Source organism: Sphingobium olei (assembly GCF_042678845.1).
GTDB classification, from domain to species: domain Bacteria; phylum Pseudomonadota; class Alphaproteobacteria; order Sphingomonadales; family Sphingomonadaceae; genus Sphingobium; species Sphingobium olei.
Genome location: NZ_JBHTLS010000131.1, coordinates 102,718 through 119,063, shown reverse-complemented (window position 1 = coordinate 119,063; position 16,346 = coordinate 102,718). Strand labels below are relative to the sequence as shown.

Below are 16,346 nucleotides of genomic sequence, written 5' to 3'. Positions count from 1 at the left end.
CTTTTACTCCGCGGCGATGGCAATAGGGGCGAGGGGCTGGTGCAGTTCGGCGTTGCCGCCCGCCGCGCGCTCGGCCCAGGGGTCGTCCTGGCTGAAGCTCTGCGAATAGAGGAAGCGCGCGCGCAGCGCCTCGCGACCCGCATCATCCTCGACGATCCGGCCCTTGATGTACTCGACGCCGACTCGCTCTATCCAAGGCGCGGTCCGCTCCAGGTAGCGGGCCTCCTCGCGGTAGAGCTGGATGAAAGCGGCGCAGTAATCGAGCGCTTCCTGCTCGGTGGATACCTTGCACAGCAAGTCGGTGGCGCGGACATGGATGCCCCCATTGCCGCCGACATGCAGTTCATAGCCGGAGTCGACGCAGACGATGCCGAAATCCTTTATCGTCGCTTCGGCGCAGTTGCGCGGGCAGCCCGACACCGCAATCTTGAACTTGTGGGGCATCCACGATCCCCAGGTCATCCGCTCGGTCTTGACGCCGAGGCCGGTCGAATCCTGCGTGCCGAAGCGGCACCATTCGGACCCGACGCAGGTCTTCACCGTGCGGAGCGACTTGCCATAGGCGTGGCCCGAGACCATGCCGGCGGCGTTCAGGTCCGCCCAGACGGCGGGCAGATCCTCGCCCTTGATCCCGAAAATGTCGAGCCGTTGGCCGCCCGTCACCTTGACCATCGGGGCGTTATACTTCTCGACCACATCGGCGATCGCGCGCAGTTCGCGCGGATTGGTGAGGCCGCCCCACATGCGCGGAACGACCGAATAGGTGCCGTCCTTCTGGATGTTGGCGTGCATCCGTTCGTTGACGAAGCGGCTCTGCTGGTCGTCCTGATATTCGCCCGGCAGCGCGCAGAGGAGGTAATAGTTGAGCGCGGGACGGCAGGAGGAACAGCCATCAGGAGTGGTCCAGTGGAGACGCTGCATGACTTCGGGGATGGAGCGCATGTTCTGCGCCACGATTTCCCGCCGCACATCGTCATGGGTGAAGCTGGTGCATTTGCACATCGTCTTGGGGCCGGATTGCACATCCTCGCCCAGCACAGCGGCCAGCAGATTTTCAACGAGGCCCGTGCAACTGCCGCAGCTGGCCGACGCCTTGCAGGTGGCGCGCACGGCGTCGAGGCTGCACGCGCCCTTTTCGATGCAGGCCACCACCTGGCCCTTGGTGACGCCGTTGCAGCCGCAAATCTCGGCATCGTCCGAGAGCGCCGCAACGGCCGCCTTAGGGTCCAGCGCGCCTCCTCCCGAGGCGTAACCCTGGCCAAAGATCAACAGGTCGCGAATGTCGGCGATATTCTCGCTTTTTTTCAGCAGGTCGAAATACCAGCCGCCGTCGGCCGTATCGCCATAAAGCACCGCGCCGACGATGCGGTCGTCCTTGACGACGACGCGCTTGTAGACGCCCCGGGAAGCGTCGCGCAGGACTATGTCCTCGCACCCGTCGCCGCCGGAAAAGTCGCCTGCGGAGAAGACGTCCAGGCCTGCAACCTTGAGCTTGGTCGAGGTCACCGAGCCGCGATAGCCCGTGTGCCGGTCGGTCAGGCCGTCGGCCAGGCTGCGGCACATGTCCCACAGCGGTGCGACGAGGCCATAGACATTGCCGTCATGCTCGACGCACTCACCGACCGCGAGCACATTGAGGTCGCTGGTGACCATATGATCGTCGACCAGGATGCCGCGATTGACCGCCAGTCCGGCTTCCTTCGCCAGCGCCGTTGCGGGGCGGATGCCGACCGCCATGACGACGAGGCTCGCGGGAATCTCGCGCCCATCCTTGAGCCGCACGCCCTCGACCTTGCCCTCGCCGTAAATCTCGGCCGTGTCGGCGCCGGTCAGGATGGTCTGCCCGCGCGCCTCCAGCGCGGTCTTGAGCAGCCAGCCGGCCGCTTCATCCAGCTGCCGCTCCATCAGCGTGTCCATCAGGTGGATCACCGTCACCTTCATGCCGCGCAGCGTCAGGCCATGCGCTGCTTCCAGACCGAGCAGCCCGCCGCCGATCACGACTGCGCTGCCGCCGGTCGCGGCGGCATCCAGCATCGTGTCGACATCCTTCATGTCGCGGAAGCTGATGACGCCGGGCAAATCCTTGCCGGGCACAGGGATGATGAAGGGATCGGACCCGGTTGCGATCAGCAGCCGGTCATAATGGACCGTCCGCCCGCTGCGGGCGGTGACGCTCTTGGCGGCGCGGTCGATCGTGACGATCGGATCGGAGACGATCAGGTCGATGCCATTGTCGTCATACCAGGCGCGGGGATTGATGACGATGTCCTCGAAGCTCTTTTCGCCCGCCAGGACGGGGGAGAGCATGATGCGGTTATAGTTCACATGCGGTTCGGCGCCGAAGATGGTGACGCGATAGCGGCCCGCATCGCGTGCCAGCAATTCCTCCACCGCGCGGCAGCCGGCCATGCCGTTGCCGACGACGACCAGATGTTCGCGGACATCCTCGAACGGGACGAGCGCATCCTCGACATCTTCCGTGCGATCGTCATTCCTGACTTGAAGTTCCATCCCCGGTCCTTTCGGAAACAAAAAAGGCCGCCATCCGGACCCTTGGACATGAAATCCAAAAGTCTGGATGGCGGCCTTGCCATCATGAGCGCATCGGCGGTTCTACCTTGAACCGCGTCCGCTATGTCGGTGGGACATCCTTGTCCCTTGCAGTGCAGCATATGGCGATTCGCGCCGCCGCTCAACCCTTAAAACGTCAGAGCGTCCAGTCGGCCTGGAGCCACAGCTTTTCGGTATCGGTCGCGAATGCCTTCGCGTCATAATGGGCGTAGCGCGCGGACAGCATGGTCTTCCCTGCCTTCGCCGATGCCAGCAGGTTCCATTCATTGCCATAATGCTGGTCGAGCCGGTCGCTGTCGAACCGGTGCCATGTCGCCAGCAAGGAAACGCCCGTCAGCGGCCCCCATCGCTTCCACCCATAGCCGCCGCCTGCGTAGAGATCGCGCACGCCGTTGGCGGGCGTGGTCAGGAACTTGTCGGCCCAGCCCTGGAATTTGAAGTTGGTGCCAAGCGGCGTCTGAAAGCTGGTGAGCGCCGCCCCCCGATCCGCACCGAGCACCTCATAGCCGGCATTCAGCTTCCAGCCTTTGACGTCCAGTGTCGCGTCCGCCAGCCAATAGTCGGCCCGATAATCGTTCGGGTTGCGATGATAGTCCGACTGACGCGCATGGCTGAGCTGGTATGAAATTTTGGCGATGCGAGAAATCGGCAAGGCTCCAGCCAGCCGCGCGCCATAGGTCTGGCTCGACAGGCGATAGCCCTGAACCGCCGCCTCGTCCTGATCGACCAGATAGGCAAAGCCCGTCAGCGTGCCGACCGGCGTCGCGTAGGACAGGTTGGCGAAAATGTTGTCGCCGCTGACGGCCTGCTGCCGCGCACCGCGCCCCTGAAAGCCCCAGATGGTCCGCGCGCTCCAGGCATAGGCGATGTCGATCTTCAGCCCCTTCGCCGGAACCAGTTCCAGCCGGGCGGCATCATAGGTCTGCCCGTTGTCGCGAAAGGCGACGTTGCCGACGAACCGCTCGTCGTCCAGCGCGATCTTCTGCCGCCCGCCGGTCAGCGTCAACGCCTTGCTGCGATATTGAAGTTGCGCGATGTAGAGCGCGACATTCTCCGGATCGGCGATCAGGGGTCGGGTCGCCGCGCCATTGAGGCCGTCATAACGCCGATCCAGGATCGACAGGGTGCCTTGTCCGACGACCGTGGCAGACAGCGCGCCGCTGCTCGCCATCGCGCCGGTGCGGACGCGGGCCGTGACAGCGTCCGACGTGTCTATCGGCAAGCCCGCCTGATCGGCATGTTCGTAGCGCAGGCGCGCTTCGGCTACGGGCTTCAGCAGAATTTCCTGCGCGCAGGCAGGTCCGGCGAAGGCGATCATGGCCGCCGTCGCAAACAGATATTTCATGAATTCATCCCCCCTCGGATGCGTGATGGTGTCGGGGCGGCGATGATCATGTCGATCCCGCCGCCCTCCTCTCCGTTCAGATACGCGCGCTGCTGATCCAGTTGGCGCGCCATTTGCCTTTGACCAGCGCGAGGCCGATCAGCGCGACGATGGCCAGCGCGGCGAAGATCAGGAAGCCGGGCGCGAAGCTGCCGGTCCACTGCTTGGCGAGGCCCAGCGAACTGGCGAGATAGAAGCCGCCAATGCCGCCAGCCATTCCGACAAGGCCAGTCATCACGCCGATCTCCGCCTGGAAGCGCTGGGGCACCAACTGGAACACCGATCCGTTGCCGGTGCCGAGTGCCAGCATGGCGAGGACGAACAGGCCAAGCGCCCCTGCCAGGCTCGTCGCGAAGCCGACGCCTGCCAGCGCCACCGCCGCGACGGCGTAGACGATCATCAGCGCCTTCGACCCGCCGATCCTGTCGGCGAGCGCGCCGCCCATCGGCCGCACCAGCGATCCGGCGAAGACGCAGGCGGCGGTGCAGTAGCCCGCGATCACCGGGGTCAGGCCGAACTGGTCGGTGAAGTAGATGGGCAGGCTGGCGGCCAGGCCCACGAAGCCGCCGAAGGTGACGGCGTAGAAGGCCATCAGCCACCAGGCGTCTGCCTGCTTCAAAGGTTCGAAATAGTCGATCATGCGCTTGGGCGCTGGCGCGTTGGGCGCATCCTTCGCCATCAGCATATAGGCGACGAACACGATCGAGAGCGGAATGCAGGCAAGCCCCAGCACCGCGTTCCAGCCGAACAGCTTCGCCAGACCGGGCGCGAAGAGGGAGGCCAGCACGGTTCCCGAATTGCCCATGCCGGCAAGACCCATCGCCTTGCCCTGATGCTCGGGCGGATACCAGCGGCTGGCGAGCGGCAGCGCGATCGCGAAGCTCGCGCCGGCAAAGCCCAGGATAACGCCCAGTGCCAGCGTTCCGCCAAAGCTGTTGACGCCCATCACCCAGGCGGTGAACAGGCCCGCGATGACGATCAACTGGCTGATCGCGCCCGACGATTTGGGGCCGATGCGATCGACCAGCAAGCCGTTCACGACCCGCAGCAGCGCACCGGCCAGGGTCGGCGTCGCGACCATCAGCCCCTTTTCCGCCGGGGTCAGCGCCAAAGTCTTGGAAATGGCGGGCGCCAGCGGCCCCAACAGCACCCACACCATGAAGGCGAGGTCGAAATAGAGAAAGGCGGCGATCAAGGTCGGCGTATGGCCGGCCTTCCAGAAGCTGGTCGCGCCGGACGCCGAAGCATCCTGTCCTTCGCGGTCCCAATAAGCGGTTGCCATAGTATGTCCCCCATATTCTGACGAAAAATGGACACGAAAAAAGCCGCAGCCCGAATGTCGTCCTTGACGGACGAACCCGGTCAGCGGCTTTGCTGCGAAACTGGTGAGGAGGCACGATCCCCACCCTGGGACGGCGCATCCGAATGCGTCACGCTTCGTCGCGCGACTCGATAATCATCCCGCAATATGCGTCATGTTGCAAGGCACAAAATGTCAGCGGGAGAAGCCGGCCAGAAATTCGTCCATGCGTTCGGGATCGAACGTCCGTCCGTCGAAAAAGCGATCCGGCCCCAGCGTCAGTTCTCCCTTGCGCGAACCCACGGCCAGTGGATGGGCGACCGCGCCTTCCACCTTCATGCTGGCGCCGGGGATCGGCATGTCGCTATCAGCCAGCGCTCGGCGGAAGATATCGGGGCGGAAGACCGCGCCTGCCTTCGCCATCGTCGCGGCATCGTGCGGCACCATTTTCCAGCGCACCATTTGCGAGTAGATCCAGAGCGCCTGGCTACGCCAGGGGAAGGGGGTAGCCTCGCGACTGAACAGCATGAAGTCGGGATTGGCGATGGGCGCATCCCCGGCTCGCGCCACGATACGCCCTTCCAATGCACGGGCGATCAGGTCGGCGGGCTGATCGACATAGCGCGGGTCGGCCAGCAGTTCGGCCAAGGCGGGATGGTTGGCCGGATCGTCGCACCAGGCCGCGGCCCGCGCCAGCGCTCGCAATAGCCGATCAACGATGTCGGAATGCTCCTCCAGCCATGCTTCGCGGAAGGCCAGCACCTTCTCTACGCCGCGCCGCCAGATGCGCTCGCCGATCGCGACCGTTTCGGCCAAGCCTGCTTCGACCGCCGCGCTGCCCCACGGCTCGCCCGCGATGAAGCCGTCAATTTCGCCGGCTCGCAACGCCTCGACGGTCAGGGAAGGCGGCAGCACGCGCAGCAGCACATCGCGGTCAGGATCGACACCTGCGCTCGCCAGCCAGTAGCGCAACATGATGGCGTGGCTTGAAAAGCGATGGACGACGCCGATCACCGGCTTGCGCCGCCACAATCCGATGGCGGCAGCGAAATCATGCGCGGTGCCGAGCGGGTCGGACAGGCGTGCAGCGAGATCCGGCTCCAGCGCTTTGGCGAAATCGCTCGCCATCACCAGCATGTTGCCGTTGACGCCCAGCTTGTAGGGGGCGGCGAGCGCGGCAGGTTGCTGGCTCAGCCCCAAGGTCACGGCGACGGCGAGCGGGGCCAGCATCTGCGCGGCATGGACCTGCCCGAACACCAGCCGGTCGCGCAGCGTCGCCCAACTCGTCGTGCGGACGAGGTCGATGCTCAGCCCTTCGCCTTCTGCAAAGCCCTTCTCGCGTGCCGCCACCAGCACCGCCGCGTCGTTGAGCGGCAGAAAGGCGATTTTGAGGTGCGTCGTCATAGTCCCCCTCCGAGCAGGTCGCTCGCCGTTATCAGCGCCTGCGCCACATCCACGATCTTCTTGCCCTGGTTCATGGCGCTCGACCGCAACAGCGCATAGGCATCCTGTTCCGAGAGGCCGCGCTGATTCATCAGGATCGACTTGGCACGGTCGATGATCTTGCGGTCCGAAAGAGCGGTGCGCGCTTCGTCCAGTTCGGCCTGCATCTTCGAAAAGGCATTGAAGCGGCGGACGGCGAGTTCGAGCACCGGCTTCACCCGCTCCTTGCGCAGCCCGTCCACGACATAGGCGGAAACGCCCGCGTCGATCGCCGCGCCAATCATCGCCTCGTCCGACTGATCGACGAACATGGCGATGGGGCGGGCCAGCGCGCGGCTGACGGTCAGCATTTCCTCCAGCGTATCCCGGCTCGGACTGCCTAGGTCCATGAGCACGACGTCGGGCGCCATGCGCTCCAGCCGGGCGACGAACGCGCCACGCGGCGGGACGATGTGGATATCGTGATAGCCCGCGTCACGAAGGCCTTCTTCGAGGACCGTTGCGCGCAAACCGCTATCATCGATAATGACAATCCGCATCGCCGCCCCCTTATGCGGTCCATAGCAGGAAATTCCGTACAACATCTACCGCAAGCACAAGGTGGGATTCTGACGGGCGGGGGCTCCATTCGTGACCAGCTTTGGACCCACCCGTCATTCTGCTCCAGCATCAGTGCGCCGACGAGGCGGACGACGGCGGCATCGTTGGGGAAGATGCCGATGACATCGGCCCTGCGCTTGATCTCTTCGCTCACCCTTTTCAGTGTTTCACCCTTTTCGGTGGGTTGGTGGACGCGATCTCTGCGCAGGCGTCCTTCGGGAAGGTCATCTAAGCGAGCACGTCCTCGCGCGATCATTCCATCATGTCGGCCAGTTCGGAACTTCTCGCGCAAAGCATCGGCCACCTGCTGCCACTGCTGGTGAGCCGCTTCGGCGGTTTTCTGCGCAAAGATGGTCTTGATCATGGCAATGACAGCCGGTCGCTATCAGCCGAAGCCGAACTGGCGAACTAAGCGGTGGTACTCATGGAGAAAAAGTCGAGATCGGCGGACTGTTGCGGACCCCCTGAAAACTGGATCTGGCGGAGCGGGAGTCCGCCTAACTAGCGTCCAGCCGCATCCGAATGCCTCCACTAAGATGGCTAAGATAGGAGGATTTAGTGGAGGCTCGCCCGTTCGCTTGTCCGAGTGCGTCCCGTTGCGTTCCCATAAAACCGCGCTATTATCGGGGAACAGTTTTGGGAACGCGGTGCTGCGACGCCATTGGGGCGGTCTAGGGGCAGGTTCGGTTCCCTGACAGGGAGCCATAATGCCCAAGAAGCTCAGCAACGTGCTCACGCCCTTGGCGGTGAAGAATGCAAAGCCCGGTCGCCATGCCGATGGTGGCGGGCTGCATTTGCTGGTGAAGGAAAGCGGTGCCCGATCATGGGTCTATCGATTCATGCTCAGCGGCAAGTCGCGGGACATTGGCCTTGGCGCGGCTGGACCGGACGGCATTTCCTTGTCGCAGGCCCGCGACGCCCGCGACGCGCTGCGCCTCAAGGTCAAGGCGGGGATTGATCCCCTTGAGGAACGCCAGCGGGAGGCCGCTGAGGCCCTTGCAGCGGCTCAGGCGGCACAAATCGCCGGAATGACGTTCAAGGCCGTGGCGGAAGCCTACATCGGCGCGAATGAGGGAAGCTGGCGCAATGACAAGCATCGCCAGCAATGGAAGAACACGCTGGCCACTTATGTCTATCCCGTGATCGGGGAATTGCCCGTTGCCGAGGTCGGGACTGCGCACGTCCTGCAAATCCTTGAGCCGATCTGGAAAGCCAAGGCCGAGACTGCCAGCCGCGTGCGGGGACGCATGGAAACGATCCTCGATGCCGCCAAGGCGCGCGGATACCGGGAGGGCGAAAATCCTGCCCGGTGGCGCGGCCATATCGCGCAAATCCTGCCTGCCCGGTCCCGGCTCACGCGCGGCCACCACAAGGCCATGCCCTATGAAGCGATCCCGGTATTCGTCGGTGCGCTGCACAAGCGGGAGGCCATCGCGGCGCTGGCGCTGGAATTTACGATCCTGACCGCTGCCCGCACCGGGGAGGTGATCGGAGCGAAGTGGGATGAGGTCGATTTGGAGAAGGCAATCTGGACGATCCCTGCCAGCCGCATGAAGGCGGGCAAGGAACATCGCGTGCCCCTGTCGCCGCGCGCGGTGGAGATTTTGAAGTCCACGGAAGGGCTGCGCAAGGAATGGCTGTTCCCGGCAACCAAGGGCGGAAAAATGTCCGGCATGGCTATGACCATGCTGCTTCGCCGGATGAAAGTTGACGTGACCGTGCACGGCTTCCGTTCGGGCTTCCGCGACTGGTCTGCTGAATGCACCGGCTATGCCCATGAAGTTGCCGAAATGGCCTTGGCGCACACAATCGAGAACAAGGTGGAACGGGCCTATCGGCGCGGCGACCTGTTCGACAAGCGGCGGCGGCTCATGGACGATTGGGCCACCTATTGCGCCACGATCCCGGCGGCTGGTGCCAACGTGACGCCCATTCGCAAGGCCGAGGCCGGATAGAGTTTCACCGGGCATTCGGCCCGATGGAAGCGGGCCAGCCGGGGAAGGTAGTAGCTCCCCTGCTGGCCCTAACCACACCCGACTGCAAAGGAGTCGAGATAATGGCTAGCAATCCCATAGGCCGAGAGGCCCAGCCCGTCACCCTGCCGGGCACGATACCGCCGATGCCAGCCGTGGCGCGCATCCTGTCACGGTATGATCGCGGTAAGCTGGCGGCATTCGTCACTGTGGCAATCGACCTGCTCGACGTGCTGGACGGCGATCCCGACCGGGAAGGCGAATGCAGCGAGGATGAGGTTTCGCGCTGCACCGACATAGGTAGTCCCGTGCCCAGCGATAAGCCAGGATGCGACATTGCCGACGTTGGCGAGAATGCTTGGATCGAATGGCACGCCATGCGCGGAAGCCAGAAACGCGGGCCGAATATCACGCAAGCGCATGAGGATGCCGAGGACGACGATCCAGCCGGACAATATGATGAGGATTGCTGGACCGGCCCGCCAATGCCCGACCGTGGCGCGGGCTGTCCGATCAGCGATCCGGGGGAATATGAGGATGGCTTTTAGGGTGCGGCTGGAAAGCTGCCCAGCAAGGCCATAGAACCGTTGGCGGGGATAGGACGGCCATCCGACAAGCGCGCATCCCACGCGCTTCCCCGTCACCTTTTGGGAACCGCTTGGGAGGCGGCATGGCGTGGGATGAAAACAACTTCGATGACCGCTTGTCGAATCTCAAGAAGACTTGGGAAACCGGCGAGAAGATCGGCCTGTCTAGGTCCGAGGCCGAAAAGGTTTGGGGACTGCTGTCCCTTGAGTTGGAGTTTTCAGGGAAGCCGCTGGCGGAACTTGAGTCCGTTGCGTGGTTTGCTCGCCAATGGATGGAAACCAAGAATCCGCACTACATCGACGCTGCATTCCTCGCCTGTCGCAATGCCGAGATTGGTCCGCCGCCGACGCTGCTGAACCTCATGGCAGAGGTGGCAACAATCCGGTTTGCCGGGCTTGAGCGCGGCGGCACCGGCAAGCGCATTCAGAGTGATAGCATTCATGCAGAGGCGTTGCGCATCGTCTGCTGCCTGCACCTCGCCGGGGCGTCAGTCGAAATAGCTGCAAGCAAGGCAGCGCGCTACATTGCCGATCAGGGGTTAGGGAAAGCCTATAAGGCCAGCACCTTAGAACGCGATTACAGCACTGAGTTCCGGCGCGGCAGTCCCTCATTGGAAGATATTATGCGGGAGGCCTTGAGCCGAGCGCCGGAGGAAAATCGCCAAATTTGGGCGCAACTTGCGTCCAATCTTCCCGATGCCGACGACGATCTGAAAGGCAACCGCCGCCACTGAGGGGAGAAAATTTCTGACAATCGTTCCCCTCACGTCGAAGACCCTGCCCGATACCTGATCGTCCCATGAAGTCCGAAGCATCTCCGCGCGGGCCAAATGGGACCAATGCCATGCAATCCGTAAAACATGATCCCCCGAAAATCGGTTATAGCATTCGGGAAGCCTGCCGGGCGTCAAGCCTTGGCCGGACCACGATCTACAATCACATTTCGGCTGGTCGCCTTCGCGCTGTTCGCGTCGGCGGCAGGACGATCATTCCAGCCGAGGCGTTGCACGCGCTGATCGCGGGGGAGGCTTGAGCCATGCCCCAGAAAAGCGAAACCCGCGCGGGTAAGGCGCGGGCATCGCGGAATAGCTGTGGCGGCTGGTTCCGTGACCCTCTTACCCCTCTCGACGTGCAGGCGCAATTCCTTGTCGCCATGCACCACGTCCGGCCCGAATTGGCGGCGATGATTGCGGCTATCGCATTCGGAGGGCACGGCCATGGCTGATCGCTACCCCGACGATCCCGGCGCGAAAGGTCCGGACGGCACCAGCCAGGACGCTGCCGAGGCTATCGCGCCTTGCGTGTCCTATCTTCGCCGCGTCGCTATACGCTCATTGGACAAGCTGGGCGAGGCAACGGTGCTGGAAGCCGTCGCTGTTGCCGAGGTCGCCCGCGAAAGCCTGCAACCGCGTTTCTCCGAACTGCGGGCCATGGGCCTTGTGGAGCCAACCGGCGCGCGTCGCCGCAATCCGTCCGGCAAGGGTGCGGCGGTGCTTCGCCTTACCGAAAAAGGGAGGGCCGCACTGTGACCGATCCCGTTTCGGAATTTCTCGATGCCATGGGGGCGGCTGGCATCCGCCCTGTGGAGCCGATTGCCGACAAGCTCGCTGCCGGTGATCCCGTCCGCTTCCGCGCCGATGGCGACAAGCCCGGACGGCGCAACGGTTGGGCATGGCTTCACCTCGATGGCGTGCCCGCTGGCGTGTTCCGGCATTACCGGCTGGGCGTACGGACGGTATGGCGTGCGGGGAGCGATCCCCGTTCGCTGTCACCGGCCGAACGGCGCGCGATTATCGCTGAGGCCCGTGAGAGCGAAGCCCGGCGCAAAGCGGCAACGGAAGCCAAGCAGGAAGCGGCGGCTAGCGTTGCCCGCGACCTGTGGCGCGGCGCTGGCAAGGCCGATCCCGCGCACGGCTATTTGGCACGCAAGCGCCTGCCCGCGTTTGGTATTCGGCAGCACGGCGACGCGCTGCTTGTCCCGATGGTCGATTGCGCCTTTCGCCTGTGGAACGTCCAGCGCGTCTATCCCGATGGCCGAAAGCTGTTCCTGTCCGGCGGGCGCACCGATGAACTATTCTGGTCGCACGGCGCGCTTGTGCAGGATGGCAGGCCATCGGTTGGACCGCTGGTGATCGGGGAAGGCTTCGCCACCATGGCAGCAATCCACCATGCGACCGGTCATGGCGTGGTCGCGGCCCTATCGGCGCGCAACCTTGAAACCGTTGCCCGCGCCATGCGCAAGCTGTTCCCAAGCCGAGCAATGATCGTCGCGGCGGACGATGACCGTCACCTCTCGGAGAATATCGGTCTGCAAGCCGCTCAGAGGGCCGCTGAGTCCATCGGCGCGCTTTTGGCCACTCCGCTGCCCCTCGTCCCGGAAACGCGCGCAGCGGACTCGGGAGCCGACTTTGCGGACATTGCGCCTGCCGAGGTCGCGGCCCGGATCGCTCATGCCGGGAGGGCTGTCCATGCGTAACGCGACCGCTCCCATGGACTTTGCCGATATGGAACCCGATGACGTGGCCAGCCGCATTGCCGGTGCTACGCCTACCGGCACGGCCATTCGCGCCACGCCCTATCGCTGGCCCGATCCGGCATCGCTGCCCACGCGGCAGTGGCTGCTTGGTCACTGGCTGCTGAGGGGTGAGGTCACGGCGATCATTGCGCCGGGCGGCACCGGCAAGAGCACGATCAGCGGCACGATGGCGCTTTGCCTCGCCAGTGGCAGGCCGCTTTTGGGCAAGCCTTTGCCCCGAGGCCCGCAAGCGGTGTGGATATTCAACCTTGAGGATGGTGCCGACGAACTGGAGCGGCAAATGGCCGCTGCATGCGCGTTCCATGACATTGGCCCCGAGGATTGCGGAGACCGGTTGCACCTCGATAGCGGGCTGGTCCAACCGCTATGCACGGCCATTGAAGATCGGGACGGCTTCGCGCTGGCAGAGGAAGTATTTGTCCAGCTCGCAGTGACGATCAGGGACCGGCAAATCGCCACGGTGGTCGTTGACCCTTTCGTGTCCAGCCATGCCGTGCAGGAAAACAGCAATGGAGCAATCGACGCCATCACCAAGCGGTGGAAGCGACTGGCTCAGGAAACCGGCTGCGCGGTCGTGCTGGTGCACCATACCAAGAAATTGGGCGGGCGCGAGGTTACGGTAGAGGACGGACGCGGCGCGGTCGCGTTGCGCGATGCTGCCCGCGTCGTGCTGCCGCTCAACCCCATGGGCGAAAAGGATGCCGAGGAACTAGGCATTACCGATCCCGCCTTGCGCCGCACGCTGGTGCGTATCGACGAAGGCAAAGTCAGCCGTGCGCCTGCTGGTGCTGCCACATGGATCAAGCTGGAAAGCCAGAGCCTCGACAATGGCGCCGGGCTGGAGCCGCCCGATTTTGTCGGCGTCGCAACGCTCTGGGAAAAGCCCGACGTGTTCCATGGCCTGACAACCTGGCACCTCTACATGGTCCAGCAAGGGCTTGCGGCTGGTGACTGGCGCGAGAGTGTGCAGGCCAAGGATTGGGTTGGCCATCTGGTCGCCGAGGTGGCTGGCCTGTCCGCTGAAACCGACAAGGGGCGCATCAAGGCAATCCTGCGGACGTGGCGCAAAAACGGTGCTCTGGCGGTTGAACACCGGACGGTGAATGGCCGTGACGTTCCCTTTGCGATCGCCGGAAAGCCGGTTGACCCCAGCGAGATTGGCACCCGACCGCACCTTCAAACGTGTGGTGCGGAAGGTGTGGAAAGTGCGGGCGATGACCCGTTCTGATCCCCGTCCGCACCACCCGCACCTCTCTATAGGAGAGTGCGGTGGTGGTGTGGTGCGGGTGAAGGCCGGTGAGGGTGTGAAAATCGAATTTCAAAGGTGCGGATATGACGGCGAAAAATATCAGGGCCAAACCGGCGCAGCGGATCGACGGGACCGGATCGAAAGCCCCGGCGCATGATGACGGGCAGCGCGATCAGTTGGCCAAGGATTTGCTGGAGCCGGGATTGCGGCATGGTCATCTCGCATCGCGCTTCACTGAGGCGCTCCTCAATGGAACGGATGACGGCAAGTCACCGGACTTGAGCAACTTCTATGTCGAACTGCTGCGCGAGACGAAGAAGGCAGAAGGGGGGGATTTGTCGATTGCCAGTCGCCTGCTCGTCGCTCAAGCCATTTCCCTCGACGGCATTTTCACGGAGATGGCCCGGCGCGCTTCCTACAATATGCGCGAGTATCCCCAAGCCATGGAGATATTCATGCGGCTGGCGCTCAAGGCACAGGCAGGGAGCCGCGCAACACTGGCCGAACTGGCGAAGCTGCACCAACCGCGCGAGCAAACCGTGCGGCATGTGCACGTGAACGAGGGTGGCCAGGCTGTCATTGCCGATCAATTCCACCATCACACCGGGGGCCAAGGAAATGGAACTTCAACCGATCAACCCCATGCACAAAGCTCATGCCGCCCCCCGCTGCCTAGCCCGGACCCGCTCGGGAACGGCGTGCCAATCCCCGGCGATCAAAGGCGCGAAACGGTGCCGGATGCACGGCGGGAAAGGTAGCGGCGCTCCCGCGGGCAACTGCAACGCATGGAAACACGGCGCGCGATCAGGCGGCGCGGATAGCATAGCGGCACTTCTCGGAGAGGTTTGAACATCAGAGACGGACTGGCCCCGCCTTTAATGGCCCTTCTCGCGCGCAATGGCGTCCTGCGTTTTGGCAAGATGATCCATATCGTCAAAGATCACATCAGTTGCGCTGGGGCCGCCACAAGCTACCCGGTGCAGGTCGATGTAATATGACCCCGGCGGGCTGGGCATCCAGCTTTCTCGGAAGGGGCCATAATCAATTGAACCTCCGCTCGAATCGAAGGCGAAAGCATACAGTCTCCGCGTTTCCTTGGTGGAGCATCTAACCTCATATTGGGTCTTGATGACTTTCGCAGCCTTTCCTTTGATGGTTATGGATGGCGTGCCATATCTTTCGATCTGCCATACCCTGATCGTGCCGAGTCCGGTTTCCTGCTTTTCGCCCAAGTCGATTGCTACGACGGAATTGGGGTCAGTAGCGACAAGCACCAATGGATCGGCATGCGCAGGATGCGAATTTGCCGCAATCCCAACAAAGACAAGAACGGGCAAGCGCCACTTCCACCAAGTATTTCCGGTGCGCAATCGCACTGAGCCGTGCCCCCACTAATTGGCCGCCGGAGGATCGCAGGACGGACCGGATCGCCTCATTAAGGGCAGGCGGACAACTACCCCGCCCCGACGGCTTGTTTCTCGCGCCGTTTAGCGTGAGGCTACCTGATTACCGTGCGCGCTCGGCAATGGCAATTTCCCCGACGACCACCCCTTGCTCAAGTTTTTGGCGAGCAGTAGTTGATGCTCCACCGCCCAGCGCGGCGGCAATCCAGAGCAGACGGACGGGGCGCAGGTGCCCTGCCCATTGCCATGCACTGGAGAAACCTATGACAGACAAAATCAAAGCCGTGCGCATCATGTGCGACTTTTGCGCAGATGGGGTGTGGAGCGCGCCCTCGATCCCGAACAGCACCATGGAAGGCTTTCGGGTCAGCGATGCGCTCTGGCAGCGTATTCAGGACTGGCAGCGCTGGCATGACAGCCAGGACGGCACCAAGTGGCGTGACCCGGACTTTGATCTCACGGGATTTGTTGCCGAAGGCTATGCCATCGCCCGCGCCGTAAAGGCTGAACTGCCCGACTGGATCGTCCTCTACAGCGACGAGGCGTTGCTGGAACAGTCCATCGATACTGGCGACAAGTCGATTGAATGGCTCATCGAAATGCCGTGATGCTTCCTTGCCGGTCCGTGCGCGGGCTATCGCCGATGCGGACCGGCATTTCCTCCGGTGCCGCATCCATGCGCGATAAAATGAGCTTCGACTCATTGAATAACAAAGCAAGTCGCTGGCAAGTCACATTACAGCGAAGTTCGGCCCGGTGAGAATGGCAGTTTTCTGCCGTTTCGCGGCTGGTTCACGTGCATCTGATTTGCCCTCCAGCCGCCAAGTCATTTTGACGGAGAAGTGACCATCTGCGGAAACCCGCACAAATCTGCCATTTCTGGCCGCGATTTGTCGCGTACGGTGTGGGGCCAATTACTGACCCATGCGGACCGGAAACGCGGCCCGAATTGGATTGCCGGGTCTGCACTGCCAATCACTCGGAATTGGCCACCGGCTGGCGCGCATCATCCCTGCCACGGAAGCCGATTTGTCCCGTGGCGTTCAGCCTCAAGCGGGTGCGCTATCGGGGAGCGATTATGGGAACACCAGCCTTGATTTGAAAAAACATCAATAAAATCAAGGTATTATGGCGGAGCGGGAGGGATTCGAACCCTCGATACGCTTTTGGCGTATACTCACTTTCCAGGCGAGCGCCTTCGACCACTCGGCCACCGCTCCGCATGCACTGGAAGGCGGCTCCCTATCGTCATGCGGGCGGCTAGGCAAGGGGCATTGGCGGGGGCTTTACTTTATCCATG

17 protein-coding genes, 1 tRNA gene and 1 pseudogene are annotated in these 16,346 nt (G+C 63.2%); 11 read left to right on the top strand and 8 right to left on the bottom strand.

Annotated elements, in window-relative coordinates:
- Nucleotides 1-3: 3 nt before the first annotated feature.
- The 6 genes and pseudogenes from nirB to ACFQ24_RS15640 form a co-directional block, all read right to left on the bottom strand.
- Nucleotides 4-2,511: a nitrite reductase large subunit NirB gene (gene nirB / locus ACFQ24_RS15665; RefSeq protein ID WP_380912855.1), complete on the bottom strand. Its 2,508-nt coding sequence runs from the start codon at nt 2,509-2,511 to the stop codon at nt 4-6.
- A 196-nt stretch (nt 2,512-2,707) separates the two neighbouring features.
- Nucleotides 2,708-3,916, bottom strand: coding sequence for a hypothetical protein (locus ACFQ24_RS15660; RefSeq protein ID WP_380912853.1), 1,209 nt, complete (start codon nt 3,914-3,916; stop codon nt 2,708-2,710).
- Between the two features lie 76 nt (nt 3,917-3,992).
- Nucleotides 3,993-5,237 carry a nitrate/nitrite transporter gene (locus ACFQ24_RS15655; RefSeq protein ID WP_380912851.1) on the bottom strand — a complete coding sequence of 415 codons (1,245 nt, stop codon included), beginning with the start codon at nt 5,235-5,237 and terminating at the stop codon, nt 3,993-3,995.
- Nucleotides 5,238-5,450: 213 nt separating this feature from the next.
- Nucleotides 5,451-6,659, bottom strand: a complete 1,209-nt coding sequence (locus tag ACFQ24_RS15650) for an ABC transporter substrate-binding protein (protein ID WP_380912849.1) — start codon at nt 6,657-6,659, stop codon at nt 5,451-5,453.
- A complete protein-coding gene (locus ACFQ24_RS15645) occupies nt 6,656-7,237 on the bottom strand; it encodes an ANTAR domain-containing response regulator (protein WP_380912847.1) in 582 nt (193 codons plus the stop codon). Before ACFQ24_RS15645 ends, ACFQ24_RS15650 begins: the two co-directional genes overlap by 4 nt.
- An 89-nt stretch (nt 7,238-7,326) precedes the next feature.
- Nucleotides 7,327-7,680: pseudogene (locus ACFQ24_RS15640) on the bottom strand (transposase); the annotation flags it as partial.
- A 325-nt stretch (nt 7,681-8,005) separates the two neighbouring features.
- On the opposite strand from ACFQ24_RS15640, the gene ACFQ24_RS15635 reads away from it, so the two are divergent.
- The 10 genes from ACFQ24_RS15635 (at nt 8,006) to ACFQ24_RS15590 (ending at nt 14,492) form a co-directional block, all read left to right on the top strand.
- Nucleotides 8,006-9,253 (top strand): tyrosine-type recombinase/integrase, encoded by a 1,248-nt coding sequence (locus ACFQ24_RS15635; protein WP_380912845.1) that lies wholly within the window; start codon nt 8,006-8,008, stop codon nt 9,251-9,253.
- A gap of 101 nt (nt 9,254-9,354) precedes the next feature.
- On the top strand, nt 9,355-9,819 hold the full coding sequence (locus tag ACFQ24_RS15630; RefSeq protein WP_380912843.1) for a hypothetical protein: 465 nt from the start codon (nt 9,355-9,357) through the stop codon (nt 9,817-9,819).
- Nucleotides 9,820-9,941: 122 nt separating this feature from the next.
- Nucleotides 9,942-10,592, top strand: a complete 651-nt coding sequence (locus ACFQ24_RS15625) for a hypothetical protein (protein ID WP_380912841.1) — start codon at nt 9,942-9,944, stop codon at nt 10,590-10,592.
- Nucleotides 10,593-10,657: 65 nt separating this feature from the next.
- Entirely contained in the window at nt 10,658-10,891 is a 234-nt protein-coding gene (locus ACFQ24_RS15620) for a helix-turn-helix domain-containing protein (RefSeq protein WP_380912839.1), read from the top strand.
- A gap of 3 nt (nt 10,892-10,894) precedes the next feature.
- Nucleotides 10,895-11,083, top strand: coding sequence for a hypothetical protein (locus ACFQ24_RS15615; protein ID WP_380912837.1), 189 nt, complete (start codon nt 10,895-10,897; stop codon nt 11,081-11,083).
- Nucleotides 11,076-11,387, top strand: coding sequence for a hypothetical protein (locus ACFQ24_RS15610; protein WP_380912836.1), 312 nt, complete (start codon nt 11,076-11,078; stop codon nt 11,385-11,387). The genes ACFQ24_RS15615 and ACFQ24_RS15610 overlap by 8 nt, the downstream gene beginning before the upstream one ends.
- Complete coding sequence (locus ACFQ24_RS15605; RefSeq protein ID WP_380912834.1) at nt 11,384-12,334, top strand: toprim domain-containing protein; 951 nt, start codon at nt 11,384-11,386, stop codon at nt 12,332-12,334. Before ACFQ24_RS15610 ends, ACFQ24_RS15605 begins: the two co-directional genes overlap by 4 nt.
- Complete coding sequence (locus tag ACFQ24_RS15600; protein WP_380912832.1) at nt 12,327-13,622, top strand: AAA family ATPase; 1,296 nt, start codon at nt 12,327-12,329, stop codon at nt 13,620-13,622. The genes ACFQ24_RS15605 and ACFQ24_RS15600 overlap by 8 nt, the downstream gene beginning before the upstream one ends.
- A 197-nt stretch (nt 13,623-13,819) precedes the next feature.
- Nucleotides 13,820-14,401 carry a hypothetical protein gene (locus ACFQ24_RS15595; protein WP_380912830.1) on the top strand — a complete coding sequence of 194 codons (582 nt, stop codon included), beginning with the start codon at nt 13,820-13,822 and terminating at the stop codon, nt 14,399-14,401.
- The gene (locus tag ACFQ24_RS15590) at nt 14,358-14,492 is read left to right on the top strand and encodes a hypothetical protein (protein WP_380912944.1); all 135 of its coding nucleotides are present in this window, start codon (nt 14,358-14,360) and stop codon (nt 14,490-14,492) included. Before ACFQ24_RS15595 ends, ACFQ24_RS15590 begins: the two co-directional genes overlap by 44 nt.
- 26 nt (nt 14,493-14,518) lie before the next feature.
- On the opposite strand, the gene ACFQ24_RS15585 is transcribed toward ACFQ24_RS15590, so the two are convergent.
- Entirely contained in the window at nt 14,519-14,980 is a 462-nt protein-coding gene (locus tag ACFQ24_RS15585; protein WP_380912828.1) for a surface-adhesin E family protein, read from the bottom strand.
- Between the two features lie 329 nt (nt 14,981-15,309).
- Between ACFQ24_RS15585 and ACFQ24_RS15580 the strand changes: the two genes are divergently transcribed.
- On the top strand, nt 15,310-15,654 hold the full coding sequence (locus tag ACFQ24_RS15580; RefSeq protein ID WP_380912826.1) for a hypothetical protein: 345 nt from the start codon (nt 15,310-15,312) through the stop codon (nt 15,652-15,654).
- 521 nt (nt 15,655-16,175) lie between these two features.
- Here ACFQ24_RS15580 and ACFQ24_RS15575 read toward each other — a convergent pair.
- Nucleotides 16,176-16,266: transfer RNA gene (locus ACFQ24_RS15575), tRNA-Ser, on the bottom strand.
- Nucleotides 16,267-16,346: the final 80 nt, after the last annotated feature.

Coding starts and splice junctions, on each gene's coding strand:
- nirB (WP_380912855.1), bottom strand. CDS start 2,511: ATGGAACTTCAAGTCAGGAATGACGATCGCACGGAAGATGTCGAGGAT.
- ACFQ24_RS15660 (WP_380912853.1), bottom strand. CDS start 3,916: ATGAAATATCTGTTTGCGACGGCGGCCATGATCGCCTTCGCCGGACCT.
- ACFQ24_RS15655 (WP_380912851.1), bottom strand. CDS start 5,237: ATGGCAACCGCTTATTGGGACCGCGAAGGACAGGATGCTTCGGCGTCC.
- ACFQ24_RS15650 (WP_380912849.1), bottom strand. CDS start 6,659: ATGACGACGCACCTCAAAATCGCCTTTCTGCCGCTCAACGACGCGGCG.
- ACFQ24_RS15645 (WP_380912847.1), bottom strand. CDS start 7,237: ATGCGGATTGTCATTATCGATGATAGCGGTTTGCGCGCAACGGTCCTC.
- ACFQ24_RS15635 (WP_380912845.1), top strand. CDS start 8,006: ATGCCCAAGAAGCTCAGCAACGTGCTCACGCCCTTGGCGGTGAAGAAT.
- ACFQ24_RS15630 (WP_380912843.1), top strand. CDS start 9,355: ATGGCTAGCAATCCCATAGGCCGAGAGGCCCAGCCCGTCACCCTGCCG.
- ACFQ24_RS15625 (WP_380912841.1), top strand. CDS start 9,942: ATGGCGTGGGATGAAAACAACTTCGATGACCGCTTGTCGAATCTCAAG.
- ACFQ24_RS15620 (WP_380912839.1), top strand. CDS start 10,658: ATGAAGTCCGAAGCATCTCCGCGCGGGCCAAATGGGACCAATGCCATG.
- ACFQ24_RS15615 (WP_380912837.1), top strand. CDS start 10,895: ATGCCCCAGAAAAGCGAAACCCGCGCGGGTAAGGCGCGGGCATCGCGG.
- ACFQ24_RS15610 (WP_380912836.1), top strand. CDS start 11,076: ATGGCTGATCGCTACCCCGACGATCCCGGCGCGAAAGGTCCGGACGGC.
- ACFQ24_RS15600 (WP_380912832.1), top strand. CDS start 12,327: ATGCGTAACGCGACCGCTCCCATGGACTTTGCCGATATGGAACCCGAT.
- ACFQ24_RS15580 (WP_380912826.1), top strand. CDS start 15,310: ATGACAGACAAAATCAAAGCCGTGCGCATCATGTGCGACTTTTGCGCA.